Origin of the sequence: Enterobacter sp. EC_50 (genome assembly GCF_019584525.1) — a bacterium.
In the GTDB taxonomy this organism is placed as follows: Bacteria; Pseudomonadota; Gammaproteobacteria; order Enterobacterales; family Enterobacteriaceae; genus Enterobacter; species Enterobacter roggenkampii.
This window is the reverse complement of the sequence record NZ_VDAF01000018.1, coordinates 45,179-66,577: the sequence shown is the minus strand read 5'-3', so window position 1 is coordinate 66,577 and position 21,399 is coordinate 45,179. Positions and strand designations below refer to the sequence as shown.

General features: G+C 54.3%; 25 protein-coding genes and 3 tRNA genes. 16 read left to right on the top strand and 12 right to left on the bottom strand.

Annotation, left to right across the window (positions count from 1 at the left end; translation table 11 throughout):
* Window positions 1-103: 103 nt before the first annotated feature.
* On the top strand, window positions 104-1,651 hold the full coding sequence (locus FHC48_RS15945) for a YjjI family glycine radical enzyme (protein WP_220420549.1): 1,548 nt from the start codon (window positions 104-106) through the stop codon (window positions 1,649-1,651).
* The gene (locus FHC48_RS15940) at window positions 1,626-2,486 is read left to right on the top strand and encodes a YjjW family glycine radical enzyme activase (protein WP_059363082.1); all 861 of its coding nucleotides are present in this window, start codon (window positions 1,626-1,628) and stop codon (window positions 2,484-2,486) included. The genes FHC48_RS15945 and FHC48_RS15940 overlap by 26 nt, the downstream gene beginning before the upstream one ends.
* Here FHC48_RS15940 and FHC48_RS15935 read toward each other — a convergent pair.
* The 8 genes from FHC48_RS15935 to FHC48_RS15900 all read right to left on the bottom strand — a co-directional run bounded on the left by FHC48_RS15935 (window position 2,481) and on the right by FHC48_RS15900 (window position 8,843).
* Complete coding sequence (locus tag FHC48_RS15935) at window positions 2,481-3,263, bottom strand: TatD family hydrolase (protein ID WP_072253823.1); 783 nt, start codon at window positions 3,261-3,263, stop codon at window positions 2,481-2,483. The genes FHC48_RS15940 and FHC48_RS15935 overlap by 6 nt on opposite strands.
* Window positions 3,260-4,312: a patatin family protein gene (locus tag FHC48_RS15930; protein ID WP_008502074.1), complete on the bottom strand. Its 1,053-nt coding sequence runs from the start codon at window positions 4,310-4,312 to the stop codon at window positions 3,260-3,262. The genes FHC48_RS15935 and FHC48_RS15930 overlap by 4 nt, the downstream gene beginning before the upstream one ends.
* A 120-nt stretch (window positions 4,313-4,432) precedes the next feature.
* Window positions 4,433-4,594, bottom strand: coding sequence for a DUF1328 domain-containing protein (locus FHC48_RS15925; protein WP_003856556.1), 162 nt, complete (start codon window positions 4,592-4,594; stop codon window positions 4,433-4,435).
* A gap of 127 nt (window positions 4,595-4,721) precedes the next feature.
* The gene (gene osmY / locus FHC48_RS15920; protein WP_008502075.1) at window positions 4,722-5,339 is read right to left on the bottom strand and encodes a molecular chaperone OsmY; all 618 of its coding nucleotides are present in this window, start codon (window positions 5,337-5,339) and stop codon (window positions 4,722-4,724) included.
* 299 nt (window positions 5,340-5,638) lie between these two features.
* The gene (prfC, locus tag FHC48_RS15915) at window positions 5,639-7,228 is read right to left on the bottom strand and encodes a peptide chain release factor 3 (RefSeq protein WP_008502076.1); all 1,590 of its coding nucleotides are present in this window, start codon (window positions 7,226-7,228) and stop codon (window positions 5,639-5,641) included.
* A gap of 91 nt (window positions 7,229-7,319) precedes the next feature.
* On the bottom strand, window positions 7,320-7,997 hold the full coding sequence (gene yjjG / locus FHC48_RS15910) for a pyrimidine 5'-nucleotidase (RefSeq protein ID WP_044597180.1): 678 nt from the start codon (window positions 7,995-7,997) through the stop codon (window positions 7,320-7,322).
* A gap of 20 nt (window positions 7,998-8,017) precedes the next feature.
* A complete protein-coding gene (rimI, locus tag FHC48_RS15905; protein WP_008502078.1) occupies window positions 8,018-8,461 on the bottom strand; it encodes a ribosomal protein S18-alanine N-acetyltransferase in 444 nt (147 codons plus the stop codon).
* A complete protein-coding gene (locus FHC48_RS15900) occupies window positions 8,430-8,843 on the bottom strand; it encodes a DNA polymerase III subunit psi (protein WP_045907736.1) in 414 nt (137 codons plus the stop codon). The genes rimI and FHC48_RS15900 overlap by 32 nt, the downstream gene beginning before the upstream one ends.
* Before the next feature lie 102 nt (window positions 8,844-8,945).
* Between FHC48_RS15900 and rsmC the strand changes: the two genes are divergently transcribed.
* From rsmC to FHC48_RS15880, 4 genes are all read left to right on the top strand, one after another.
* Window positions 8,946-9,974, top strand: a complete 1,029-nt coding sequence (gene rsmC / locus FHC48_RS15895) for a 16S rRNA (guanine(1207)-N(2))-methyltransferase RsmC (protein WP_008502080.1) — start codon at window positions 8,946-8,948, stop codon at window positions 9,972-9,974.
* Between the two features lie 172 nt (window positions 9,975-10,146).
* Window positions 10,147-10,233, top strand: a tRNA-Leu gene (locus FHC48_RS15890).
* Window positions 10,234-10,261: 28 nt separating this feature from the next.
* Window positions 10,262-10,348: transfer RNA gene (locus FHC48_RS15885), tRNA-Leu, on the top strand.
* Window positions 10,349-10,390: 42 nt separating this feature from the next.
* Window positions 10,391-10,476: transfer RNA gene (locus tag FHC48_RS15880), tRNA-Leu, on the top strand.
* Window positions 10,477-10,515: 39 nt separating this feature from the next.
* Here the strand turns inward: FHC48_RS15880 and FHC48_RS15875 are convergent.
* Entirely contained in the window at window positions 10,516-10,746 is a 231-nt protein-coding gene (locus tag FHC48_RS15875; RefSeq protein WP_025912133.1) for a DUF1435 domain-containing protein, read from the bottom strand.
* Window positions 10,747-11,001: 255 nt separating this feature from the next.
* On the opposite strand from FHC48_RS15875, the gene FHC48_RS15870 reads away from it, so the two are divergent.
* Together FHC48_RS15870 and fhuF are read left to right on the top strand one after the other, a co-directional pair.
* Window positions 11,002-12,066, top strand: coding sequence for a GGDEF domain-containing protein (locus FHC48_RS15870; protein WP_023293335.1), 1,065 nt, complete (start codon window positions 11,002-11,004; stop codon window positions 12,064-12,066).
* A 95-nt stretch (window positions 12,067-12,161) separates the two neighbouring features.
* Window positions 12,162-12,950, top strand: a complete 789-nt coding sequence (gene fhuF / locus FHC48_RS15865) for a siderophore-iron reductase FhuF (RefSeq protein WP_059363084.1) — start codon at window positions 12,162-12,164, stop codon at window positions 12,948-12,950.
* Window positions 12,951-13,032: 82 nt separating this feature from the next.
* Here fhuF and FHC48_RS15860 read toward each other — a convergent pair whose 3' ends face one another.
* On the bottom strand, window positions 13,033-14,379 hold the full coding sequence (locus tag FHC48_RS15860) for a PTS sugar transporter subunit IIC (RefSeq protein WP_059363085.1): 1,347 nt from the start codon (window positions 14,377-14,379) through the stop codon (window positions 13,033-13,035).
* A 328-nt stretch (window positions 14,380-14,707) separates the two neighbouring features.
* Here FHC48_RS15860 and FHC48_RS15855 point away from each other — a divergent pair, with 328 nt between their 5' ends.
* Window positions 14,708-15,166 carry a YbaK/EbsC family protein gene (locus FHC48_RS15855; RefSeq protein ID WP_008502085.1) on the top strand — a complete coding sequence of 153 codons (459 nt, stop codon included), beginning with the start codon at window positions 14,708-14,710 and terminating at the stop codon, window positions 15,164-15,166.
* 38 nt (window positions 15,167-15,204) lie between these two features.
* Here the strand turns inward: FHC48_RS15855 and bglJ are convergent, their stop codons facing one another.
* Together bglJ and FHC48_RS15845 are read right to left on the bottom strand one after the other, a co-directional pair.
* The gene (gene bglJ / locus FHC48_RS15850) at window positions 15,205-15,840 is read right to left on the bottom strand and encodes a DNA-binding transcriptional activator BglJ (RefSeq protein WP_032622978.1); all 636 of its coding nucleotides are present in this window, start codon (window positions 15,838-15,840) and stop codon (window positions 15,205-15,207) included.
* Window positions 15,837-16,574, bottom strand: a complete 738-nt coding sequence (locus FHC48_RS15845; RefSeq protein ID WP_059363087.1) for a LuxR C-terminal-related transcriptional regulator — start codon at window positions 16,572-16,574, stop codon at window positions 15,837-15,839. Before FHC48_RS15845 ends, bglJ begins: the two co-directional genes overlap by 4 nt.
* 417 nt (window positions 16,575-16,991) lie before the next feature.
* Between FHC48_RS15845 and FHC48_RS15840 the strand changes: the two genes are divergently transcribed.
* The 7 genes from FHC48_RS15840 to dnaC all read left to right on the top strand — a co-directional run bounded on the left by FHC48_RS15840 (window position 16,992) and on the right by dnaC (window position 21,376).
* Window positions 16,992-17,768, top strand: a complete 777-nt coding sequence (locus FHC48_RS15840; protein WP_021240591.1) for a threonine/serine exporter ThrE family protein — start codon at window positions 16,992-16,994, stop codon at window positions 17,766-17,768.
* The gene (locus FHC48_RS15835) at window positions 17,759-18,232 is read left to right on the top strand and encodes a threonine/serine exporter (protein ID WP_020885295.1); all 474 of its coding nucleotides are present in this window, start codon (window positions 17,759-17,761) and stop codon (window positions 18,230-18,232) included. The genes FHC48_RS15840 and FHC48_RS15835 overlap by 10 nt, the downstream gene beginning before the upstream one ends.
* Window positions 18,233-18,299: 67 nt before the next feature.
* Window positions 18,300-18,941: a TetR family transcriptional regulator gene (locus FHC48_RS15830; RefSeq protein ID WP_059363088.1), complete on the top strand. Its 642-nt coding sequence runs from the start codon at window positions 18,300-18,302 to the stop codon at window positions 18,939-18,941.
* Between the two features lie 41 nt (window positions 18,942-18,982).
* The gene (locus FHC48_RS15825) at window positions 18,983-19,435 is read left to right on the top strand and encodes a MarR family winged helix-turn-helix transcriptional regulator (protein WP_023293337.1); all 453 of its coding nucleotides are present in this window, start codon (window positions 18,983-18,985) and stop codon (window positions 19,433-19,435) included.
* Window positions 19,436-19,519: 84 nt separating this feature from the next.
* Complete coding sequence (locus tag FHC48_RS15820; protein WP_008502092.1) at window positions 19,520-19,948, top strand: organic hydroperoxide resistance protein; 429 nt, start codon at window positions 19,520-19,522, stop codon at window positions 19,946-19,948.
* 148 nt (window positions 19,949-20,096) lie between these two features.
* Entirely contained in the window at window positions 20,097-20,642 is a 546-nt protein-coding gene (gene dnaT / locus FHC48_RS15815) for a primosomal protein DnaT (protein ID WP_021240595.1), read from the top strand.
* Window positions 20,639-21,376 carry a DNA replication protein DnaC gene (gene dnaC / locus FHC48_RS15810; RefSeq protein ID WP_008502094.1) on the top strand — a complete coding sequence of 246 codons (738 nt, stop codon included), beginning with the start codon at window positions 20,639-20,641 and terminating at the stop codon, window positions 21,374-21,376. Before dnaT ends, dnaC begins: the two co-directional genes overlap by 4 nt.
* Window positions 21,377-21,399: the final 23 nt, after the last annotated feature.

Sequence of the window (21,399 nt, the reverse complement as noted above, 5' to 3'; positions counted from 1 at the left end):
CATTGCCGACTAAAGCAGCGATACCCCCTGTCGGATCAAAAGCCCCAACAGGCTGGCTTTCTACAATCTGTTCATCATCCGCAGAATACTCAAGGAAGCGCACATGCCCCACTCCAGCCTCGACGCCCTGCAACAACGTTGCCAGCACATTGTGACAAGCCCAGTGTTAACGCCTGAGCAAAAACGTCATTTCCTGGCGCTGGAAGCGGAAAACGATCTGCCCTATCCCGCCCTGCCGCAGGCAGCACGCGCCGCGCTGGACGAGGGTTTTATCTGCGACATGTTCGAAGGCCATGCGCCTTACAAACCCCGTTACGTTCTGCCGGATTACGCAAAATTTCTGGCTAATGGTTCAGAATGGCTGGAGCTGGAAGGGGCAAAAGATCTCGACGACGCCCTCTCACTGTTAACCATCCTCTACCACCATGTTCCGTCCGTCACATCGATGCCGGTCTATCTCGGCCAGCTTGATGCGCTGCTGCAACCGTATGTTAGAATTCTAACACAAGAAGAAATCAATAGCCGAATAAAACGTTTCTGGCGCTATCTCGACCGTACGCTGCCCGATGCCTTTATGCATGCCAATATCGGGCCGGAAGATACCCCCGTCACGCGCGCCATTCTGCGTGCCGATGCAGAGCTGAAGCAGGTCGCACCGAATCTGACCTTTATTTATGATCCAGCGATCACCCCGGATGATTTGCTGCTTGAGGTGGCGAAAAACATATGTGAATGCAGTAAACCGCATATTTCTAATGGCCCGGTGAATGATAAAATTTTCACAAAAGGCCGTTACGGCGTAGTGAGCTGTTACAACTCCCTGCCTCTGGCAGGCGGTGGCAGCACCCTGGTGCGCCTCAACCTCAAGGCCATCGCCGAACACAGTACGTCAATGGAAGACTTCTTCAGCCGCGCCCTCCCGCATTACTGCCAGCAGCAAATGGCCATCATCGATGCCCGCTGCGATTTCCTGTATCAACAATCCGGCTTCTTTGAGAATAGCTTCCTGGTGAAAGAGGGGCTGATTGATGCCGATCGGTTTGTGCCGATGTTTGGCATGTACGGCCTGGCAGAAGCGGTAAACGTGCTCTGTGAGAAAGCCGGGATGACTGGGCGTTACGGCAAAGGCGAGCAGGCCAACGCGCTGGGCTATCGCATCAGCGAACAGCTTGCGGCGTTTGTCGAAAACACGCCGGTGAAACACGGCTGGAAGCAGCGCGCGATGCTGCATGCGCAGTCGGGGATCAGCTCTGACTCGGGCACCACGCCGGGCGCGCGCCTGCCCTACGGCGACGAGCCGGATCCCATCAGCCACCTGCTGGCGGTGGCGCCGCACCACAAGCACTACGCTTCCGGGATCAGCGATATTTTGACGCTGGATGAGACGGTAAAACGTAACCCGCAGGCGGTGGTCCAGCTCTGTCTCGGCGCGTTCAGGGCGGGGATGCGCGAGTTTACCGCCAACGTCGCGGGTAACGATCTGGTGCGCGTTACCGGTTATATGGTGCGGTTGTCGGATCTGGAGAAGTACCGGGAAGCCGGATCGCGCACCAATACCACCTGGCTGGGTGAAGAAGCCGCGCGCAATACCCGTATTCTGGAACGTCAGCCGCGCGTGATAAGCCATGAACAGCAGATGCGCTTTAGTTAGTCAGGTCATCCCTTTTTCCTGCGTGGACGGGCCGGGCAGCCGCCTGGCCCTGTTCCTGCAGGGCTGCAACCTGCGCTGTAAAACCTGCCACAACCCGTGGACGATCGGCCGCTGCAACGACTGCGGGTACTGCGTGCCCCACTGCCCGCACGACGCACTGACCATACAGGCGGGACGCGTCTGGTGGCAGGAGAGTGACTGCCAGCAGTGCGACACCTGCCTGCACCTGTGCCAGCAGCAGGCAACGCCTATGGCGCACCGCCTGAGCGTGGAGGAGATCCTTTCACAGATCCGCAAATCCGCACCGTTTATCGAGGGGATCACCGTGAGCGGCGGTGAGGCCACAACGCAATTACCGTTTTTAGTGACGCTGTTCACCGCGATCAAAGCCGATCCCGACCTGAATCATCTGACCTGCCTGGTCGACAGCAACGGTTTGTTAAGCGAAACCGGCTGGCAAAAGCTGCTGCCGGTACTGGATGGCGCGATGCTGGACCTGAAAGCATGGGGGAACGAACACCACCGCTTCCTGACCGGGCGCGAAAACCCGCAGATCAAGCAGAGTATCCGCTGGCTGGCAGATCGTAATCGTTTAACGGAGCTCCGCCTGCTGGTGATTCCGGAACAGTGTGATTATCTGGAACATCTGAAGCCGCTGACGGCGTTTATCCACGGGCTTGGAAACGTGCCGGTGCGCCTCAACGCGTTTCATGCGCATGGCGTGTACGGCGAGGCGGCGTCATGGCGCAGCGCCACGCCGGAAGACGTTGAACCGCTGGCGCGGGCGCTGGAAAAACAGAAGATAACGGTGATCCGTCCGGCGCTTTATCTATAGCGTGATGCCAAATACCGAACGCGTATTTTCCAGCAGCGCACCGGCTATGGCCTCTTCAGTCTCTTTTCGCAGTTCGCACAGGGTGGCAAATACGCGCGCCGCCTGTTCCGGACGATTCGGCTGTCCCTGAAAACCGTTCAGCGGCATGTCCGGCGCGTCGGTTTCCAGCAGAAGCGCCGACAGCGGCAGCTGTGCCATCACGTCCCGGGTTTTGCTGGCGCGCGGATAGGTGATGGTGCCCCCAACGCCGATTTTGTAGCCCAGCTCGATAAAACGCTGCGCCTGCTGCAGGCTGCCTGAGAAACCATGCACGACGCCCTTACGCGGCAAATCGATACGCTTCAGGTGCATTGCCAGCTTATCGTGCGTGCGTCTTGAATGAAGGATCACCGGCAGATCGTGACGCTTCGCCAGCCTGAGCTGCGCGTCGAGGATCGTCTGCTGGCGCTCAAAATGCGGATGCTCGCGATAAAGATCGAGGCCGATCTCACCGATGGCGACAAGCTTGTCGCCTGCGGTCTGCACTATCTCATCAAGTCGCTCAATGTCCTCATCCCGATGCCGCTCAATCACGATCGGATGCAGGCCAAGCGCCGCATAGAGCGCGGGGTGCTGTGCAGCAAGATCCAGCACCCGGGAAAAGTAAGCCGCTTCCACTGAAGGCACAATAATGGCCTGAACGCCTGCCTCGGCCGCTTTCGCAATGCTTTGCTCTTCATCTCCCGTAAACGGCGGGAAATCAAAGTGGCAATGGGTGTCGACAAAGCGGTGCATCACGCCAGATCCTCGTTATCCAGTAAAGCGTCATTCGCCTGCGGAATGTCAACCAGGGGCACCGTCAGGGCGTCGTTGGCGACAATCGCAGGCGGCGTAATAATGCGTTTATGGCGATGAAGCGGCGGCTGCTCCGCCAGCATTTTCCCCACCGTCGCCAGGAAGTAGCGCCCACACAGCCGCCCCGTTTTGTAATCCATGCGCAGCGCAGGAACGCGGCTGCCCAGCGCCATGCTCAGCAGCGGCTTAGGCGGATAAATTTCAAAAATACGCAGCTTGCCCGGCGGTTTCTCAATGAAGCGCTGCATCGCGCCGTAGGTGGTTTCATGCTGCTTCGCGATGTTCACCAGCGGCTGCAGGCTGCTGTCGCCCAGCCAGCGCTCCATCCGCTTAAACCACTGCGGGGTGTAATACATTTGCGACGGTACGGTACGGATCACCACAATGGTTTTCGCCCCGCGACGGGCGGCTTCCTGCACCGGCACCGCGTCACTGATCCCCCCGTCCAGATAGCTAATACCGTCCAGCAGGGCGCCGGTACGATAAAAGCCGGGGATCGCGCTGGAGGCGCGGATGATATCCAGCCAGTTCTCTTTCTGAGGCGAAAAATAGCCCGGGGAATAGTCATCGCCCCGGCTGGCACACATCCAGAATTCTTTACCGCTATCAAACAGACGGGCGGCAGTATCCATGGCCAGCGGCATCTGGCTGGAGGTTGACTCCAGCAGCCAGTCGAGATCGATCAGGTTGCCGCCGCGCACAAACCGCACCGGGTTAAAAAATTCTTTCGCCGTGGTGTAGCGCATGATGACCTTTCGCGCGTAGCCGGGCTGGTTACAGACATAGGCAGAGAGGTTCTGCGCCCCGGCAGAGGTGCCGAAGTAAAGGTCAAAGGGGTTGAACTGCGCGCGCATAAATTCGTCCAGCACGCCAGCGGTGAAAATGCCGCGCTGTCCGCCACCCTCGCAGACCAGCGCGAGTTGACCCGCGCGAAACGGTTTTAACGTCAGCGGCGCAATATTGCCGAGCGTAACGGGAATTCGTTGCCCCACCTCTGCTTTCCTGTTTTGATTATTTTATAACACCACAGTAACGCACCCGACCTGTTACGCAAATAAGAAAAAGCCAGTCACAGTGACTGGCTTTATTTTGTTGAAGGAATATTGCGTTTGCTATGGACGTCGACGCCCTGTAAACAGGCTGACCAGGAACAGAATAATACCCACAACGAAGACAATTTTAGCTGCCCATGCCGCTGTACCTGCCAGTCCACCAAAGCCCAATGCGGCGGCAATTAACGCGATAACCAGAAATATAATGCCCCAACGAAACATAAGCTTCTCCTTTACCATAGTTAATGTCGGCCGCTAAACGTGAGCGCTCAGGTCACTCACCGGCGTTTTTCCAGAGTCGTTCTTATTTCGCCCGCAGGGTTTAGCCAGACGGGCGAATGGTCGAGATTTACTTCGTTTTCAGATCGTTTTTAACGCTTTTCACACCATCAATCGCCTTCGCGATGGACTCGGCACGTTCACTTTGCGCCTGCGAATCTACCGTACCGGAAAGCTGAACCACGCCATCGGTGGTTTCCACTTTCACCTTACGGGACGGCACGATGTCATCTGCTAAAAGTTTAGCTTTGATTTCGCTGGTGGTGGCTGCATCACCGGCATAACCTTTCACCGACGCGTTTTTGCCGTCACGGACGTGCAGCTTATCGCTGACGGAGGCGACGCCTTCGACGCCTTTCGCCACTTTCACCGCCTGTTCAGCCTGAGCCTGGCTTTCAACAAAGCCGCTCAGCGTGACCACTTTCTTGTCGGTCTTAACGGAAATATCGGTGCTCTTGATGGCTTCATCATCCACCAGTGCGGCTTTCACTTTTGCTGTGATAGAGCTGTCATCCATGAAATTGCCGACTTTATTCATAGAGCTATCGATTTTTTGCCCTGCGCTGTCAGCCGTGGATTGTGCTTTATCCATGGTGCTGCTTTCCGCCAGGGCGGAGCCGCTCACCAGAACGCTACCCAGAGTTACAGCCAGCAGAGTTTTAGAAATCTTCAGTCTTGTCATATTCATCGATCTATTCCTGTGTTGACCCGTTATTCGGGCTACGTACTTCCTTAGTAGTGATATATATTGCGAATAAACACGCGGGCAAAATGGATAACCTAAAGCCATGCATTGAACAGTTAATTTATCCACGCCCGGTGTTAAACACTGAGTTAAATATAGATCACTCTCACAGAGCCGCTTTCAGAATTGGGTAAAAAATGGGCGAATAGCGTGAAATTGCGTTGAATTAAGAACATTCCGCAAGGGATTAATAAGACAGGAATAAAAGAAGAGCACGGCTGCTGCCGTGCTCTGAGAGGGGATTAGTGCTCGCGGGTTTTACGGAACTGAACGTCCGGATAACGTTCCTGCGTCAGGTTCAGGTTGACCATCGTTGGCGCGATATAGGTCAGGTTATCGCCGCCATCCAGCGCCAGCTGAACTTCATTCTTACGCTTAAATTCTTCGAATTTCTTCACGTCAGAACACTCAACCCAGCGCGCGGTCGCGACGTTCACCGATTCGTAAATCGCTTCTACGTTGTATTCGCTCTTCAGGCGCGCAACGACCACGTCAAACTGCAGCACGCCGACCGCACCAACGATCAGATCGTTGTTCGCAATCGGGCGGAAGACCTGCACGGCACCCTCTTCGGAGAGCTGAACCAGGCCTTTCAGCAGCTGTTTCTGCTTAAGCGGATCGCGCAGACGAATGCGACGGAACAGTTCCGGCGCGAAGTTCGGAATACCGGTGAACTTCATCATTTCACCCTGCGTGAAAGTATCGCCGATCTGGATGGTGCCGTGGTTGTGCAGACCGATGATGTCGCCCGGATAGGCTTCTTCAACGTGCGAACGGTCACCCGCCATAAAGGTCAGCGCGTCGGAGATGACAACGTCTTTCCCGATACGCACCTGACGCAGCTTCATGCCCTTTTCATACTTACCGGACACCACGCGCATAAAGGCCACGCGGTCACGGTGTTTCGGATCCATGTTGGCCTGAATCTTAAACACGAAGCCGGTGAACTTCTCTTCTTTCGCTTCCACTTCACGGGTGTCGGTTTTGCGCGGCATCGGCTGCGGCGCCCACTCCACCAGCCCGTCGAGCATGTGGTCAACCCCGAAGTTACCCAGTGCGGTACCGAAGAAGACCGGGGTAATTTCGCCGCTCAGGAACAGCTCTTTGTCGAATTCGTGAGACGCGCCCTTGACCAGCTCCAGCTCGTCGCGCAGCTGCGCGGCCAGCTCTTCGCCTACCGCCGCGTCCAGATCCGGGTTGTCCAGACCTTTCACGATGCGCACTTCCTGAATGGTGTGGCCTTTACCGGTCTGATACAGGTAGGTTTCGTCTTTATAGAGGTGATAAACGCCCTTGAACAGCTTACCGCAGCCAATCGGCCAGGTGATAGGCGCACAGGCGATCTTCAGCTCGTTTTCCACTTCATCCATCAGCTCCATCGGATCGCGGATGTCACGGTCGAGTTTGTTCATAAAGGTGAGGATCGGCGTATCGCGCAGACGGGTGACTTCCATCAGCTTACGGGTACGATCTTCTACACCTTTCGCGGCGTCGATCACCATCAGACAGCAGTCCACCGCCGTCAGGGTACGGTAGGTATCTTCGGAGAAGTCTTCGTGGCCCGGGGTGTCCAGCAGGTTCACCAGGCAGTCATGATACGGGAACTGCATCACGGAGGTGGTAATCGAAATACCACGCTGTTTTTCCATCTCCATCCAGTCGGATTTTGCATGCTGGCTGGAGCCACGGCCTTTAACGGTACCCGCAGTCTGGATCGCCTGTCCGAACAGCAACACCTTCTCAGTGATGGTCGTTTTACCGGCATCCGGGTGCGAGATAATGGCAAAAGTGCGGCGCTTGGCCACCTCTTGCAGATAAGGAGACAACGTCATAATTAAATCTTCTTTTATAAGCGCGGCAGCACGCCACGCATCATGGAATACAAAATTGCGGCTATTTTACCCATCAACGGGGGGCAGGCAATCATTGTTTACACAGGAGTCGCTCCAGTTCGTTCAACGACGTCACGGTCCAGGTCGGCTCGATGCCTTCAGGCTTCACGCGGCCATGCGCATTGAGCCAGACGGTCGACAGACCAGCCTTCATGCCGCCCAGAATATCTGACTCTGCGGTATCCCCCACCATCAGGACACGATCGCGGTCGGGATTGCCAGCCTGCGCCAGCGCGTAGTCGAAAATTCGCGGATCCGGCTTCGGCACGCCAACCTCTTCCGAGATCACCAGCGCGTCAAAATGATCGCGCAGGCCGGTGCGCTCAAGGCGGATCTGCTGCAGGGCGGTAAAACCGTTGGTGATGATCCCCAGTTTCACCTTACCTTTCAACGCATTCAGCAGGGAAACCGCGCCCGGCAGGGGCGCACAAATATCGGCCATGGCGTTGAGAAAAGCCTCGTTCAGCGTTCCCGGACTGACCTTTAAGCGTTCCGCCCAGACGTCAAAGCGCTGGTGCTGAAGCTGTAACGCGGTGATGGCACCGTTCTGGTAATCCACCCACAGCGGTTTGTTGACCGCCTGATAGTCCTGAAAATCTTCAGCGGTGAAGGTTACGCTATAGTCGAGAAACATCCGCTGCAGGCCGCCGAACGAGTCGAACGTAAACAGCGTTTCGTCGGCATCAAAGAAAATCCAGTCCCATTTCATCGTTACAACCTTATTTTTTATTATCCAATCGGCAGAGCCATTATGATGGCGTCTTCACGTCCCTCTGCGGTGGGGTAGTAGTTACGGCGGATTGTCGCCTCGTTAAAGCCTAAGCTTTCATAGAGCGCGATGGCGGCGACATTCGACGCGCGCACCTCCAGCCACAGGGTGAAAACGTCACGGGTTTCGAGCTCACGGATGAGATGCTCAAGCAGTTCTCTTCCCAGCCCGCGGCGCTGAAACGCGGGATCAACCGCGATATTAAACAGCGTCGCTTCATCAAGAACAACCTGCGTGATCGCGAAAGCGGCCATGGTGCCGTCAACGTCCAGGCGGTAGTTCAGATACCGTTCGCCCTGATTGCTGGCGAAGGTTTTTTCGCTCCACGGAAACGCGTGGGCGCGTGTTTCAATCGCGAACGCGGTGGACAGGTCAGGCGTCGTGAGGGAAGAAATCGTGTTCATATTCGCAGATTTGTTGCCATAGCGCGCTGCGCGCTTTTGGGTTGGCTTTCAGTTCGTCCAGCGCTGGCGAGCAGATCTGGCTCCCCTGAAGAGAGATCTCATTTGCCTCTCCGATACGCCAGCTGTTACAGCGGCTATCAGGAGGCAGCATCGCGACACGCTCTGGCGTCAGCGGTAAAACCTGGTCGGCCGTCAGCTTCAGGCTGCGAAGGACATCATCGATCAGGGGGTCATTCAGGGCAGGCAGTTCTTCCGCCACCATCACCAGGCGAACGTGCGCCGGTATGGAGATGGCGATTTCGCCCTGCAACGCCGTCGGGCGACGCAAAGCCCACTGGGTAATGCCCAGCTGCTGCAACTGCCAGTCTCGTCGGGATGTCATAGGGAAAACTCCTGTCTCTCAGGCGCGCAAATATAGCAAATGTGTCGAAAGTGCGCCATCTACCTACTATAATCCCCGCCTGAGTTTAATGAGGAACAATTCATGTCTGCATTTACCCCGGCAAGTGAAGTCTTGCTGCGTCACAGTGATGATTTCGAAGAAAGCCGTATTCTGTTTGCCGGAGATATGCAGGATGACCTGCCCGCGCGTTTCGACTGTGCTGAAAGCCGTGCCCACACCCAATACTACCACCACTGGCAGGTGCTGAGCCGCCAGATGGGCGAGCGCGCGCGCTTTAGCCTGGTGGCAGAGCAGAGCGATATCGCCGACTGCGATACGCTGATCTACTACTGGCCGAAGAATAAACCGGAAGCCCAGTTCCAGCTGATGAACCTGCTCTCCCTGCTGCCGGTCGGCTGCGATATTTTCGTGGTCGGTGAAAACCGCAGCGGCGTGCGTAGCGCAGAACAGCTGCTGGAAGGCTATGCGCCGCTGAACAAAGTCGACAGCGCTCGCCGCTGTGGTCTGTACCATGGCCGTCTGGAAAAACAGACAACGTTTGATGCGCAGGCATACTGGGACGAGTACCAGCTTGACGGCCTGACCATCAAAACCCTGCCGGGCGTGTTCAGCCGCGATGCGCTGGATACGGGCAGCAAGCTGCTGCTTTCCACCCTGACGCCGCACACCAAAGGCAAAGTGCTGGACGTGGGCTGCGGCGCGGGCGTGCTCTCTACCGTGCTCGCCAGCCATTCGCCAAAGGTGCGCTTAACCCTGTGTGACGTGAGCGCCCCGGCGGTTGAAGCCAGCCGCGCAACGCTTGCCGCAAACGGCATTGAAGGCGAAGTCATTGCCAGCAACGTCTTCTCCGACATCACCGGTCGCTTCGACATGATCATCTCTAACCCGCCGTTCCACGACGGTATGGAGACCAGCCTGGAAGCGGCACAAGCGCTGATCCGTGGCGCAGTTCGTCACCTCAACAGCGGCGGTGAGCTGCGTATCGTCGCGAACGCCTTCCTGGCATACCCGAAAGTGCTGGATGAAACTTTTGGCTTCCACGAAGTTATCGCCCAGACCGGCCGCTTTAAGGTCTACCGCACCGTGATGACGCGTCAGGCCAAAAAGTAACCACCTCCCCTGTAGGCCGGATAAGCGAAAGCGCCATCCGGCTATACACGGCGCGTCCATCGGCCATTTTTGCATCAATCAAGGCATCACGCGCACTTTTCTGTTGACGTAAAGCTGAAAACATCTAGAATGCGCCTCCGTGGTTACGATACTTTTACAGTATCGATGGTATGCGAAGGTGGCGGAATTGGTAGACGCGCTAGCTTCAGGTGTTAGTGTCCTTACGGATGTGGGGGTTCGAGTCCCCCCCCTCGCACCATAAATCACGATGATATTGCTCGCACTGGGCGAAGGTGGCGGAATTGGTAGACGCGCTAGCTTCAGGTGTTAGTGTCCTTACGGATGTGGGGGTTCGAGTCCCCCCCCTCGCACCAACGAGGCGATATCAACATAGCAATAAAGAGTAAGATGACTGTGCGAAGGTGGCGGAATTGGTAGACGCGCTAGCTTCAGGTGTTAGTGTCCTTAGGATGTGGGGGTTCGAGTCCCCCCCCTCGCACCAATTATCTTACAACCCCTCTGAATTTCTTCTTTTTCCCTGTTATTTCAAACTCATCAGTATCACCAGAATTCCACTGACCAGCGCGACACAGGATGGCAGTAAAACAAAGTGACGTAGTTGCTTATGCCAGATCATGCCTGACGTGGCTAACAGTCCTGACGCGATGATGACTTTCCAGGTATCGAGAGAGAGATCGGCAAACGTCAAACCGCCAAGAATGGCTCCCGGTAGCAGTACCCCCCAACCACTGCCCAGCGCTCTGTTCAACATGCTTTTTCCCTCTTTCAACGATAATGATAACCAATATCATATAACAAAAATTATCATTTGCCAGCTGAATGAATCAAAATCCATCGACCTTTACCTTTCCCGTAATGACAGGAATTGTCTAAGGTGATAAATTGCGCACCTGTTAACAACGTCTAAAGATTTTCTGATAATTACTCTTTGAGTTTTTTGCATATTTTATTGCGAAATAACACCTATTTATCTGTTTTAATTAAATTTTAATAAAAACACGCGACTATGACATCACAATCCTGGCGGTCTTTGGTTCACAGAAAATATCAATTATCGTTACGTTTATTTTTATTTCTGAACGCAACCTCGGCAGTGTTCTCGGTAACAAATCCGCTCAATTCTGTACGCCTGTTTTCTGCCCCTCTGATTGCTATTTTCGCCATCAGTACTGGCCTGTTCGTCTGGCACTGGAGAAAGCGCGCGCGGAAGATAAATATTCCTGTCGTTTCAGCGATCTTCGGTATTTTATGGGCCTGGCAAATTGTCTCCAAATTCGCCTTAATTACTCAGGACCATGCGACATATTTGCTAATTGCTCTTTTAACGGTACTTTTTATCGGCACGCTGGCGTTCGCCAGTAATATCAAAGCGTTTACGCTGCATTCATTGCCCACCTTTATTGTCTGCCTGTGGTTAAGCGATCACGATATATGGCTGCGAATGACCTATTCTTTCGCACTTCCTGTGGTGGCAATTGCTATTCATAACATTTTGCAAAGACGCAACGACCGTTTCGCTCAGGAGCTGCTCTCTCGCCTTCTGGAAGAACGAGAAACCCTTACCGACCTCAGCATGATGGACCCGCTTACCGGGCTCTATAATCGTCGCGGTCTGCAAAGCCGTCTGGAGAATCTGCCCACGGTAGAAAATGGCGAACACTTTGTCCTGCTGATGGATATCGACCACTTCAAAGCCTATAACGACCATTACGGCCATATGATGGGCGACCAGGCGCTGAAGCGCGTCTCTGCGGCAATCCGCGACGCCGTGCGTTCTCGCGATATTGTGGCGCGTTTTGGTGGGGAAGAGTTTATGGTGCTGCTGACCAACATTTCACTCGAACACGCTCGCCAGACGGCCGAGCGGATCCGTCAGAAAGTGTATGATTTAAAAATCCCGCATCTGTTTAACGAAAGCGTCGCGACAAACGTCACTATCAGCATTGGCATCGCCATTTTCGAGGATGAAGACGTGGAAGGCGCGCTGGAAAAAGCGGACAAAGCCCTCTATGAAGCAAAGCATATGGGACGCAATAACATTCTGTTAAGCGAAGAGATTCAGACGGCATAACCCTACCGACGAGGTCACCAGGACAAAAGTCTTGCCATTGGTATGAGCAATAGTTAGGATTGGCAATCATTATCATTTAGATTTCTATCTATACTATGGCCACGCATACCGCACACATCGTCGAACCTCTCCTTTGGCGAGCGCCGCTCATCAGTGGGAATGCTTCGCTTGCAGATGCGATACGGGAAAAGATTGCGGAAACGCGCGCCCACCTGCTGGACTTTATCCGGCTTGATGAAGCGCCCCCGTCCCACGCGATGACGCTCTTAGAGTGGCGCCAACCGTCTAAGCTGCAATCACTGCTGGCCACCTATTCCGACCATATTTATCGCAATCAGCCTACCCTTACGCGGGAAAATAAACCCCTGCTCTCCCTCTGGGCGCAGTGGTATATCGGGCTGATGGTGCCTCCGCTCATGCTGGCGCTGTTAACACAGAAGAGCATGCTTGAACTCTCGCCGGATAATTTCCACGTCGAGTTTCACGAAACCGGACGTGCTGCCTGCTTCTGGATTAATCTCCATGAAGACCACAGCGCTGAACGCCTCACTGCTCAGGAACGTATGGAGCGGCTCATCACGCAGGCCCTGATCCCGGTGGTGGAAGCGCTGGAAGCGACGGGAGAGATTAACGGGAAGCTTATCTGGAGCAATACGGGCTATTTAATCCACTGGTATTTAACGGAAATGAAGCCGCTTCTCGGTGATGAGAACGTTGAGGCCCTGCGTCAGTCCTGTTTCTTTGCAAAGCAGCTTTCCGATGGCCGTGGCAACCCGCTATTCCGTACCGTCGTGCTCCGTGATGGGCTTCTGGTTCGCCGCACCTGCTGCCAGCGCTATCGCCTGCCGGACGTTAAGCAGTGTGGGGATTGCACGCTCAAGTAGAGCAGTGAATTGCCCGGTGGCGCTTCGCTTACCGGGCCGACAAAAACAAAAACGGCAACCTGAGTTGCCGTTTTGCTTTTACCTAGGCCACCTGCTGATTGTCCTCTTCCGCGCTACGCTGCGCTTCTTCCGCTTCCTGCTCCAGCAACTGCTTCTCATACACTTTGAAGAACGGGAAGTAGATGATCGCCGATACGCAGGCCAGAACCACAACCAGAATCGCCGCGCGGAAATCCCAGCCCAGGGCCCACGCTGCGCCTATCGGCGCCGGTGCCGTCCAGGGAACCACGGAGATGACGCGCCCAATCAAATCAAACGTCATCGCCGCCCACACCAGAACGGCGTTAACCATCGGTGCCAGCAGGAACGGGATAAAGAACACCGGGTTCATCACGATTGGCGTACCGAAAATGACCGGCTCGTTGATGTTAAAGAAGCTGGGTACCACGCTCAAACGCCCGATAGAGCGTAAATGCGCTGAACGGCTGCGCAGATAGCAAATCACCAATCCCATCGTGGCGCCCGACCCGCCAATTACGATAAAGAACGTCCAGAACGCCTCCATGAAGATATGCGGCAGAGGCTGACCGGCGGCCAGTGCGGTCTGGTTAGCGCCCAGGTTCGTCAGCCAGAACATCTGCAGCATCCCGGAGACGATGGCGGCGCCGTGGATCCCGGCGAACCAGAGCAGATGACCAATCAACACGGCCAGCAGGATCGCAGGCAGAGAATCTGCCGCGGAAACCAGAGGTTTAAAGACCGACATAATGGCCTGCGGGATCAGCATGCCAAACTGTGATTGAATCACCAGGCTCAGAGGATAGAGGGTCACCACCACCACCAGCACCGGAATCAGCAGATCAAAAGAGTTTTTGATCATCGGCGGGACCTGGTCCGGCAGGCGAATGCCGATGTTATGCGCTTTGAGGAAACGCATCATCTCAACGCAGTAGATCGCTACCAGAATCGCGGTAAAAATGCCCGTTCCCCCCAGGCTGTCGACAGGAAGCGTGCCTTTGGTTTTCGGTGCCGCGACCAGCAGAAACGCCATCAGCGACAGCATGGCGCACATAAAGGGGTCCAGTTGGTGAGATTTGACGTAGTGTTTGCCAAGGTTATAGGCAATGGCGGCACAGATATAAATGGACATGATGCCCATCGTCATATCAAACGGCGTCAGGATTTGGCCTTCAAACTGCTTCGCCATATCCAGCCAGGCGCGGGCGAAACCCCAGGTGGTATCAGGCGAAAAAGGTGGGTAAGCAAAAACTAACAAAAACGAACCCACAATCATAAACGGCATCGCGGAGATGAACCCGTCACGAATCGCCATAACGTGACGCTGGGAAGAGATCCGCCCGGCTATCGGGCTGACGTAATTTTCGACGAAACGGAATATCAGATTAAACGCAGCATGGTTGGCAGACATGGCAGATCTCCTGTCAGACGTTTGTTACGGGCACATACGCGCCGCACGTTGTTCCATACATCAGCTTCACAACCTTGCTGGCTTGCCAACCAGCGGTACTGCTCAGACGAAATGGTTTCATATTTGGCTCTTATTATTGGATACAGGGGACGTTACGTACTCAGTATTAATCTACGCTCCCCGCTCTGCAACCGGTTACTGTAACCGGTTTCTGTGATTGTGAAGAGGATCCAGAAATCAGCCGTTTGGGGTATTTGTTACTTAAGAGATATTTACAGAGCATAAATTCTTATGACAGATTACGCAGGATATTTGTCAGGAGGAAACAATGAGTTTGCAGTCTGTACAGCAGTTTTTTGCCGACAACGCGCCGGATATAGACGTTATTGAGCTTAGTCAAAGTACTGCTACCGTTGCGTTGGCTGCTGCCGCCCATCGTGTCGAGCCGGGACAAATCGCCAAGACCCTGTCACTCAAGGTTAAAAATGAAGTGATCCTGGTGGTGGCGAAAGGCGACGCGCGTCTGGATAACAAAAAGCTCAAAGACACGTTCGGTGCGAAAGCGCGCATGCTCAGCAGTGATGAAGTGGTGACCATTACCGGTCATCCCGTTGGCGGTGTATGCCCGTTCGGACTGGAAAACCCGCTCGCGGTATATTGTGATATCTCTTTGAAGCAGTACGCCGAAGTGCTGCCCGCCGCAGGCGCAATTCACAGCGCTGTGCGCATTTCACCTGACAGAATGGCAGAACTGACTTCCGCAAAATGGGTGGATGTCTGTATCTGATTGACGCGCCAGAGTGTATCTGGCGCGCAAAAGACGGGTTATAAAAATGTGGGCGTGAGGAGAGCCAAACATTGCGGCTCTCTTGCAGGAAGATGCGTAATAATATCCGCCGCATCGAGCAACCCTACGTCTGAATTCACGCCCAGTTTCACCATCGCATTAAACTTATGTGCCCGAATGGTCTTAATATTCCGTTCAAGCTGTGCCGCGATTTCAGGGATGGAATACCCGCAGGACATATAACGCAATATTGCCCGTTCTGTGGGGCTTAGCATCCTGTTCTGACTCCGGTACCAGTGATTCAGCATATTGTCATTGATGCGCAGCGTTTCGCTGAGCAACTCCACAAGTTCCTTCTGCAGATGCTCAAGCGTCACCGATTTACTGACTACTCCGTGCAGGCGCGATGGCGAAAGATGGCTAATTAGCCGTGCTTCCATCTCGTCAGAAACCAAAATGATGCGCTGGATATGACCGTGCGTAAACGCCAGATCCCGCAGGTGCGCCAGGCAGTTACGGCGCTCCTCTCGCGCATCGGAAAGGGAGTAGATCAGCGAGAAAAAATTAACGTGATGAAGTGCATTCTTAAAACTGTCAAATTCACTAAACAGGTGTAGCTGATAATGGCTCAGGCCGGGCATCGCAAAAAGATGCTGTAGCCCGACGGCACTCATCGCGCAATTTTCGATGATGGCGATATGTCTTGTTGAATCGGTTTTTTCCATTCCTCGAACTCTCCATAGGCTGATAGCAAACTCAGCTCTCTCATTCCCTGTGTACTGTTGATCCAGGCATACATATCCGCATTACTTCGTAATGACAGCCGTCGCATCGCACTGTTTTTCTGCGCACTGATGGTTTTATTGCTCTTCTTGAGCAATGTGGCGATTTGGTTAATCCCCCATCCTTTCCCTAACAGACGCAGGACCTTACGTTCGGAGTGCGTGAGCGCGATAACGTGTTCATTTTCATTCTCCGTACTCAGTGGTTCCGGAGTTAATAACGTCTGGCTAATCCGCTCTGCCCGCTCGCTACCGGCCCGAATAGCGTTAACCACGCCTTCAATAGGCTCCATGTCAGAAAGCAACGTGCTTTCCGGGCGCATAAGTAACTCAACCGCAATAGGGTAAAGCGGCCGCGAGACTAAAAAGATCCAGTGAATATCCCGGTATTGATTCAATAAACCGTAATACTCTTCAAGCGCACCCCGAGGGTTTCTGTATTCGCCTGAAATATCGGCAATAATGACGTCCGCGCGGCGCAACTGGAGCAGCGTTAATTCCTGCAATGAGCGGCAATAGCTCAATTCAAATTCGGGGAAATGACGTGCCATCAGGCCCCCTAACCCGTTTTGCATCACGGGCATCCGGCTAATGACAACGCCATGCTTACCATGCAATGACAACATAGACCCTCCGTGTCCATTTTTCATTTGATGAGTAACGTTAAAACGCATCAACGTATGAGTATTTTCGTCCCTGAGTGTAAGACTGGTTAATACAAGCAGAAGATGAGATGTATGCTTAGTTTAAGAAATGCCTAAACAGCAGTAATATCTCACAAAGCGAAACAAAAATTAATTGTGGAGACATTAAAATAACGACAATATAAAATTAGAATAACTAAATACAAATATTTTATATTTTGGTATTTATAATTCACGGTATTGATAAATTAATCCCTTCCCCCTTCCCCCTTCCACGACACGGACTGCAACTGTTTGCACAAACCTTGATCTGGCCCACAGCAAGAGGGACTGCACTCTGTGCTAAAAGTACCCACTATGGGTTAACAGATAGCTATCCATCTTTTTTCAGGACAATACATGCAGGCAGAGCGGTCAACGCAGCGTGCTATCACGCGGCTATGTATTCAGTGCGGTCTTTTTCTGCTCCAGCACGGCGCGGAAAGCGCGCTGGTTGAGGAGCTTTCCACCCGGCTGGGGCTGGCGCTAGGGATGGACAGCGTCGAAAGCGCAATCTCATCCAACGCCATTGTGCTGACCACAATCAAGGACGGTCAGTGCCTGACCTCCACGCGCAAAAACCATGATCGCGGCATCAACATGCACGTCGTGACCGAAGTGCAGCACATTGTCATCCTTGCAGAACATAAGCTTCTCGATCTCAGCGACATTGAAAAACGGTTCAACCAGATCAAGCCATTACGTTATCCGCGCTGGCTCGTCGTGGTGATGGTAGGGCTCTCGTGCGCCTGCTTTTGTAAGCTCAACAAAGGCGGCTGGGACGGTGCAATCATCACCTTTTTCGCCAGCAGTATCGCCATGTATGTTCGCCAGCTGCTGACGCATCGGCAGCTGCATCCGCAAATTAACTTCTGCATTACCGCGTTTGTCGCCACTACGGTTTCCGGTCTGCTGCTGCGCCTGCCGCAGTTTGCCAACACGCCGACCGTTGCCATGGCCGCCAGCGTGCTTCTGCTGGTCCCGGGCTTTCCGTTGATCAACGCCGTCGCCGACATGTTTAAAGGGCACATCAATACCGGCCTGGCTCGCTGGGCTATCGCCAGCCTGCTGACGCTGGCGACCTGCATCGGCGTGGTCATGGCCATGACACTTTGGGGGTTACGCGGATGGGCGTGATCGATTTTCTGCTGGCGCTGGCGCAGGACATGCTTCTGGCCGCCATTCCTGCCGTCGGCTTCGCGATGGTATTTAACGTACCGCAACGCGCGCTGCCGTGGTGTGCGCTGCTGGGCGCGATTGGCCATGGCTCGCGAATGGTGATGATGACGGCGGGTTTTAACATCGAATGGTCAACATTTATGGCCTCCATGCTGGTCGGCAGTATCGGCATCCAGTGGTCGCGCTGGTATCTGGCGCATCCCAAAGTATTCACCGTTGCGGCCGTGATCCCCATGTTTCCGGGGATATCGGCCTATACCGCGATGATTTCCGCGGTGAAAATCAGCCATTTCGGCTATACCGAGCCTCAGATGATCCTTCTTCTCAGCAACTTTCTTAAGGCGTCATCCATCGTCGGCGCGCTCTCCATCGGGCTGTCGATCCCCGGCCTGTGGCTGTACCGTAAACGCCCACGCGTATGATATTTGTGTTATTTCGCTGCCGTGGAGATAATCCGTCTGGTCCGTTTGGTGAAAATAAGGAAAGGATGTGGCTAACCCTGGCAGCGAACACCCCGAGCACAGTGAAGAATCCAGCCTGAAAGAGAAAATCTTTCAGAGCGCCATCGCGCTTTTTGCCGAGTATGGATTGAACGGTGCAAGGATGGAGCAGATCGCAGAGAAAGCGGGCACCACCAAACGCATGGTGGTTTACCATTTCAAGAATAAAGAGAACCTCTATCTCCTCGTACTTGAACATGTTTACACCCAGATTCGCGCCAGCGAAAAAGCGCTAAGCCTGACGGGAATGCCCCCGGTCGAAGCGCTGGTCAATCTGGTTGAAGCCACCTTTGACTATCATGCCGACCACCCTGACTACATCCGGATTATCTGCATGGAAAACATGCAGCGCGGCCGCTTTATGCAGCAGTCGAGCTATCTCCGCCAGGTCAACCGCAGCGCGCTCGATCTGCTGGAGGAGATCCTGCGCCGGGGGAAAGAAAAACAGCTCTTCAGTGAGACGGTTGACGCCCGCGATCTTCATCGTCTGATAAGCAGCTTCAGCTTTCACTACGTTGCCAACAGCTACACCTTTACGCTGCTGTTTGAAGAAGGCGCAGACGAGCAGGCGCAGCGCCAGCACTACCGTAAAATGGTCGTTCAGGTGGCGCTCCGTTACACCTGCCCATAAAATTGCTTGCAATTAAATCGCACACTACCTATATTCATCTCATGAACGCGAAAACGAACGATGCAACCGCTGCGCTCAAGCTGGATAACCAGCTCTGCTTTGCCCTCTATTCGGCAAACCTGGCGCTTAACAAGCTGTACCGGCAGCTGCTGGCACCGCTGAACCTGACCTACCCGCAATATCTGGTGATGCTGGTGCTGTGGGAGCAGGATGATATGACGGTGTCGGACATCGGTGAACGGCTGTTCCTTGACTCTGCGACCCTGACGCCGCTGTTGAAACGTCTGGAAAGCGCCGGGCTCATCAACCGCCACCGTTCGCGCAAAGACGAGCGTCAGGTCGCCGTCACCCTGAGTGAAGCGGGACGTGAACTCCAGCAGCAGGCATTGGGTATCCCCCATGCGGTGGGTTGCGCAGCGCAGTGTGATACAGACACTTTGCTGGCGCTCAAACAGCAGCTCGAACTTTTGCGACAACAGCTACACCGCGCGTAACGCTATACTTTACGCGTCATTACTTACCTATATATATCGCACGCTATTTAATAGCACGCATTAAAACAAAATGAGGAACCTGCCATGTCTTTAGAAAAAGTTGTTTATACCGCCAAAGCAAAAGCCACCGGTGGCCGTGACGGTCGTGCCACCTCCTCCGATGGCGTACTGGACGTCAAACTGGGTGTGCCAAAAGAGATGGGCGGCATGGGGGGAGACGTGACCAACCCTGAGCAGCTGTTTGCCGCGGGCTACTCTGCCTGCTTCCTGGGCGCGATGAAGTTCGTGGCCGCACGCGACAAATTTACCCTGCCAAAAGATGCCTTTATTGAAGGCGAAGTGGGTATTGGCCCGCTGCCTACCGGTTTTGGTATCGAAGCAAAACTGAACATCCACGTTGAAGGTATGGATCCTGCGGAAGCTAAAAAGCTGGTCGATGCGGCACACATTGTTTGCCCGTACTCTAACGCGACCCGCGGCAACATCGACGTCACGCTGAACATCATTGCGTGATAACTGCCTGATGGCACTGCGCTTATTCGGCCTACGACTGTAGCCCCGGTAAGCGCAGCGCCACCGGGGAAATCCCCTCCTTTCCTTTCCCCTCTCTGTGCTACCATAAGCCCATATCACGCCCGTAGTCATCAGTAGAGTAAGCGTTATGTCCTCCAGAATTCTGACCACCAGCATTGCTGGTATTGATGCCTTTATGCGCGACCCACGCGGTGTGTTGACCCACGCCGAAGGCGGCACGGTTGCGGTTTTTGCCGACAACGCGCCGGCGTTTTACGCAATCACACCGGAACGTCTGGCACAGCTTCTGGAGATCGAAGCGCAATTGGCACGCCCGGCAAGCGATGTCACGCTGGATACCCAGTTCTTTGATGAACCGGTTAACGTTCCCGTGACCGTTCCGATGGGTAAATTTGCCCTCTATGCGGGCTGGCAGCCGGATGCAGATTTTCAGCGGCAGGCGGCGCTGTGGGGCATTGCGTTAACTCAACCCGCCACAGCGGAAGAGCTTGCCGCGTTTACCGCCTGGTGGCAGGCGGAGGGTAAAGTGTTTACCCATATTCAGTGGCAGCAAAAGCTCGCGCGTCATCTTCAGATTACCCGCGCCGGCAACAACGGCCAGCCAAAACGTGATATCAATGCCTTTTCAGAACCGGATAAACAGATCCCCAGCGGATTCCGAGGTGCGAAATGAAGAACGTCGGCGACCTGATGAAACGTCTGCAAAAAATGATGCCTGCCAACGTGAAGCCTGCTTTCACCACCGGTGAAGAGCTGCTGGCGTGGCAAAAAGAGCAAGGCAAGATCCGCGCCGCCGCGCTCGCCCGCGAAAATCGGGCGATGAAAATGCAGCGCACCTTTAACCGTTCCGGTATTCGTCCCCTGCACCAGAACTGCTCGTTCGATAACTATAAAATTGAGACCACCGGGCAGATGAACGCGCTCGCCGCCGCGCGTCAGTACGTGGATGAATTCGACGGCAATATCGCCAGCTTCATCTTTAGCGGCAAGCCGGGCACCGGCAAAAACCACCTTGCTGCCGCCATCTGCAACGAGCTGCTTCTGCGCGGTAAATCGGTCCTCATCATCACCGTGGCCGATATCATGTCCGCGATGAAAGACACCTTCAGCAACCGTGAAACCAGCGAAGAACAGCTGCTTAACGATCTGAGTAACGTCGACCTGCTGGTCATCGATGAGATTGGCGTTCAGACGGAATCCCGCTATGAAAAAGTGATCATCAACCAGATTGTCGATCGCCGCTCCTCGTCCAAGCGCCCTACCGGCATGCTGACGAACCATAATATCGACGAGATGACCCGCCTGCTGGGGGAACGCGTCATGGACCGCATGAAGCTGGGTAACAGCCTGTATGTCATCTTCGACTGGGACAGTTACCGCAGCCGCGTCACCGGGAAAGAGTATTAAGACAGTTCCAGGAATCGCCGACA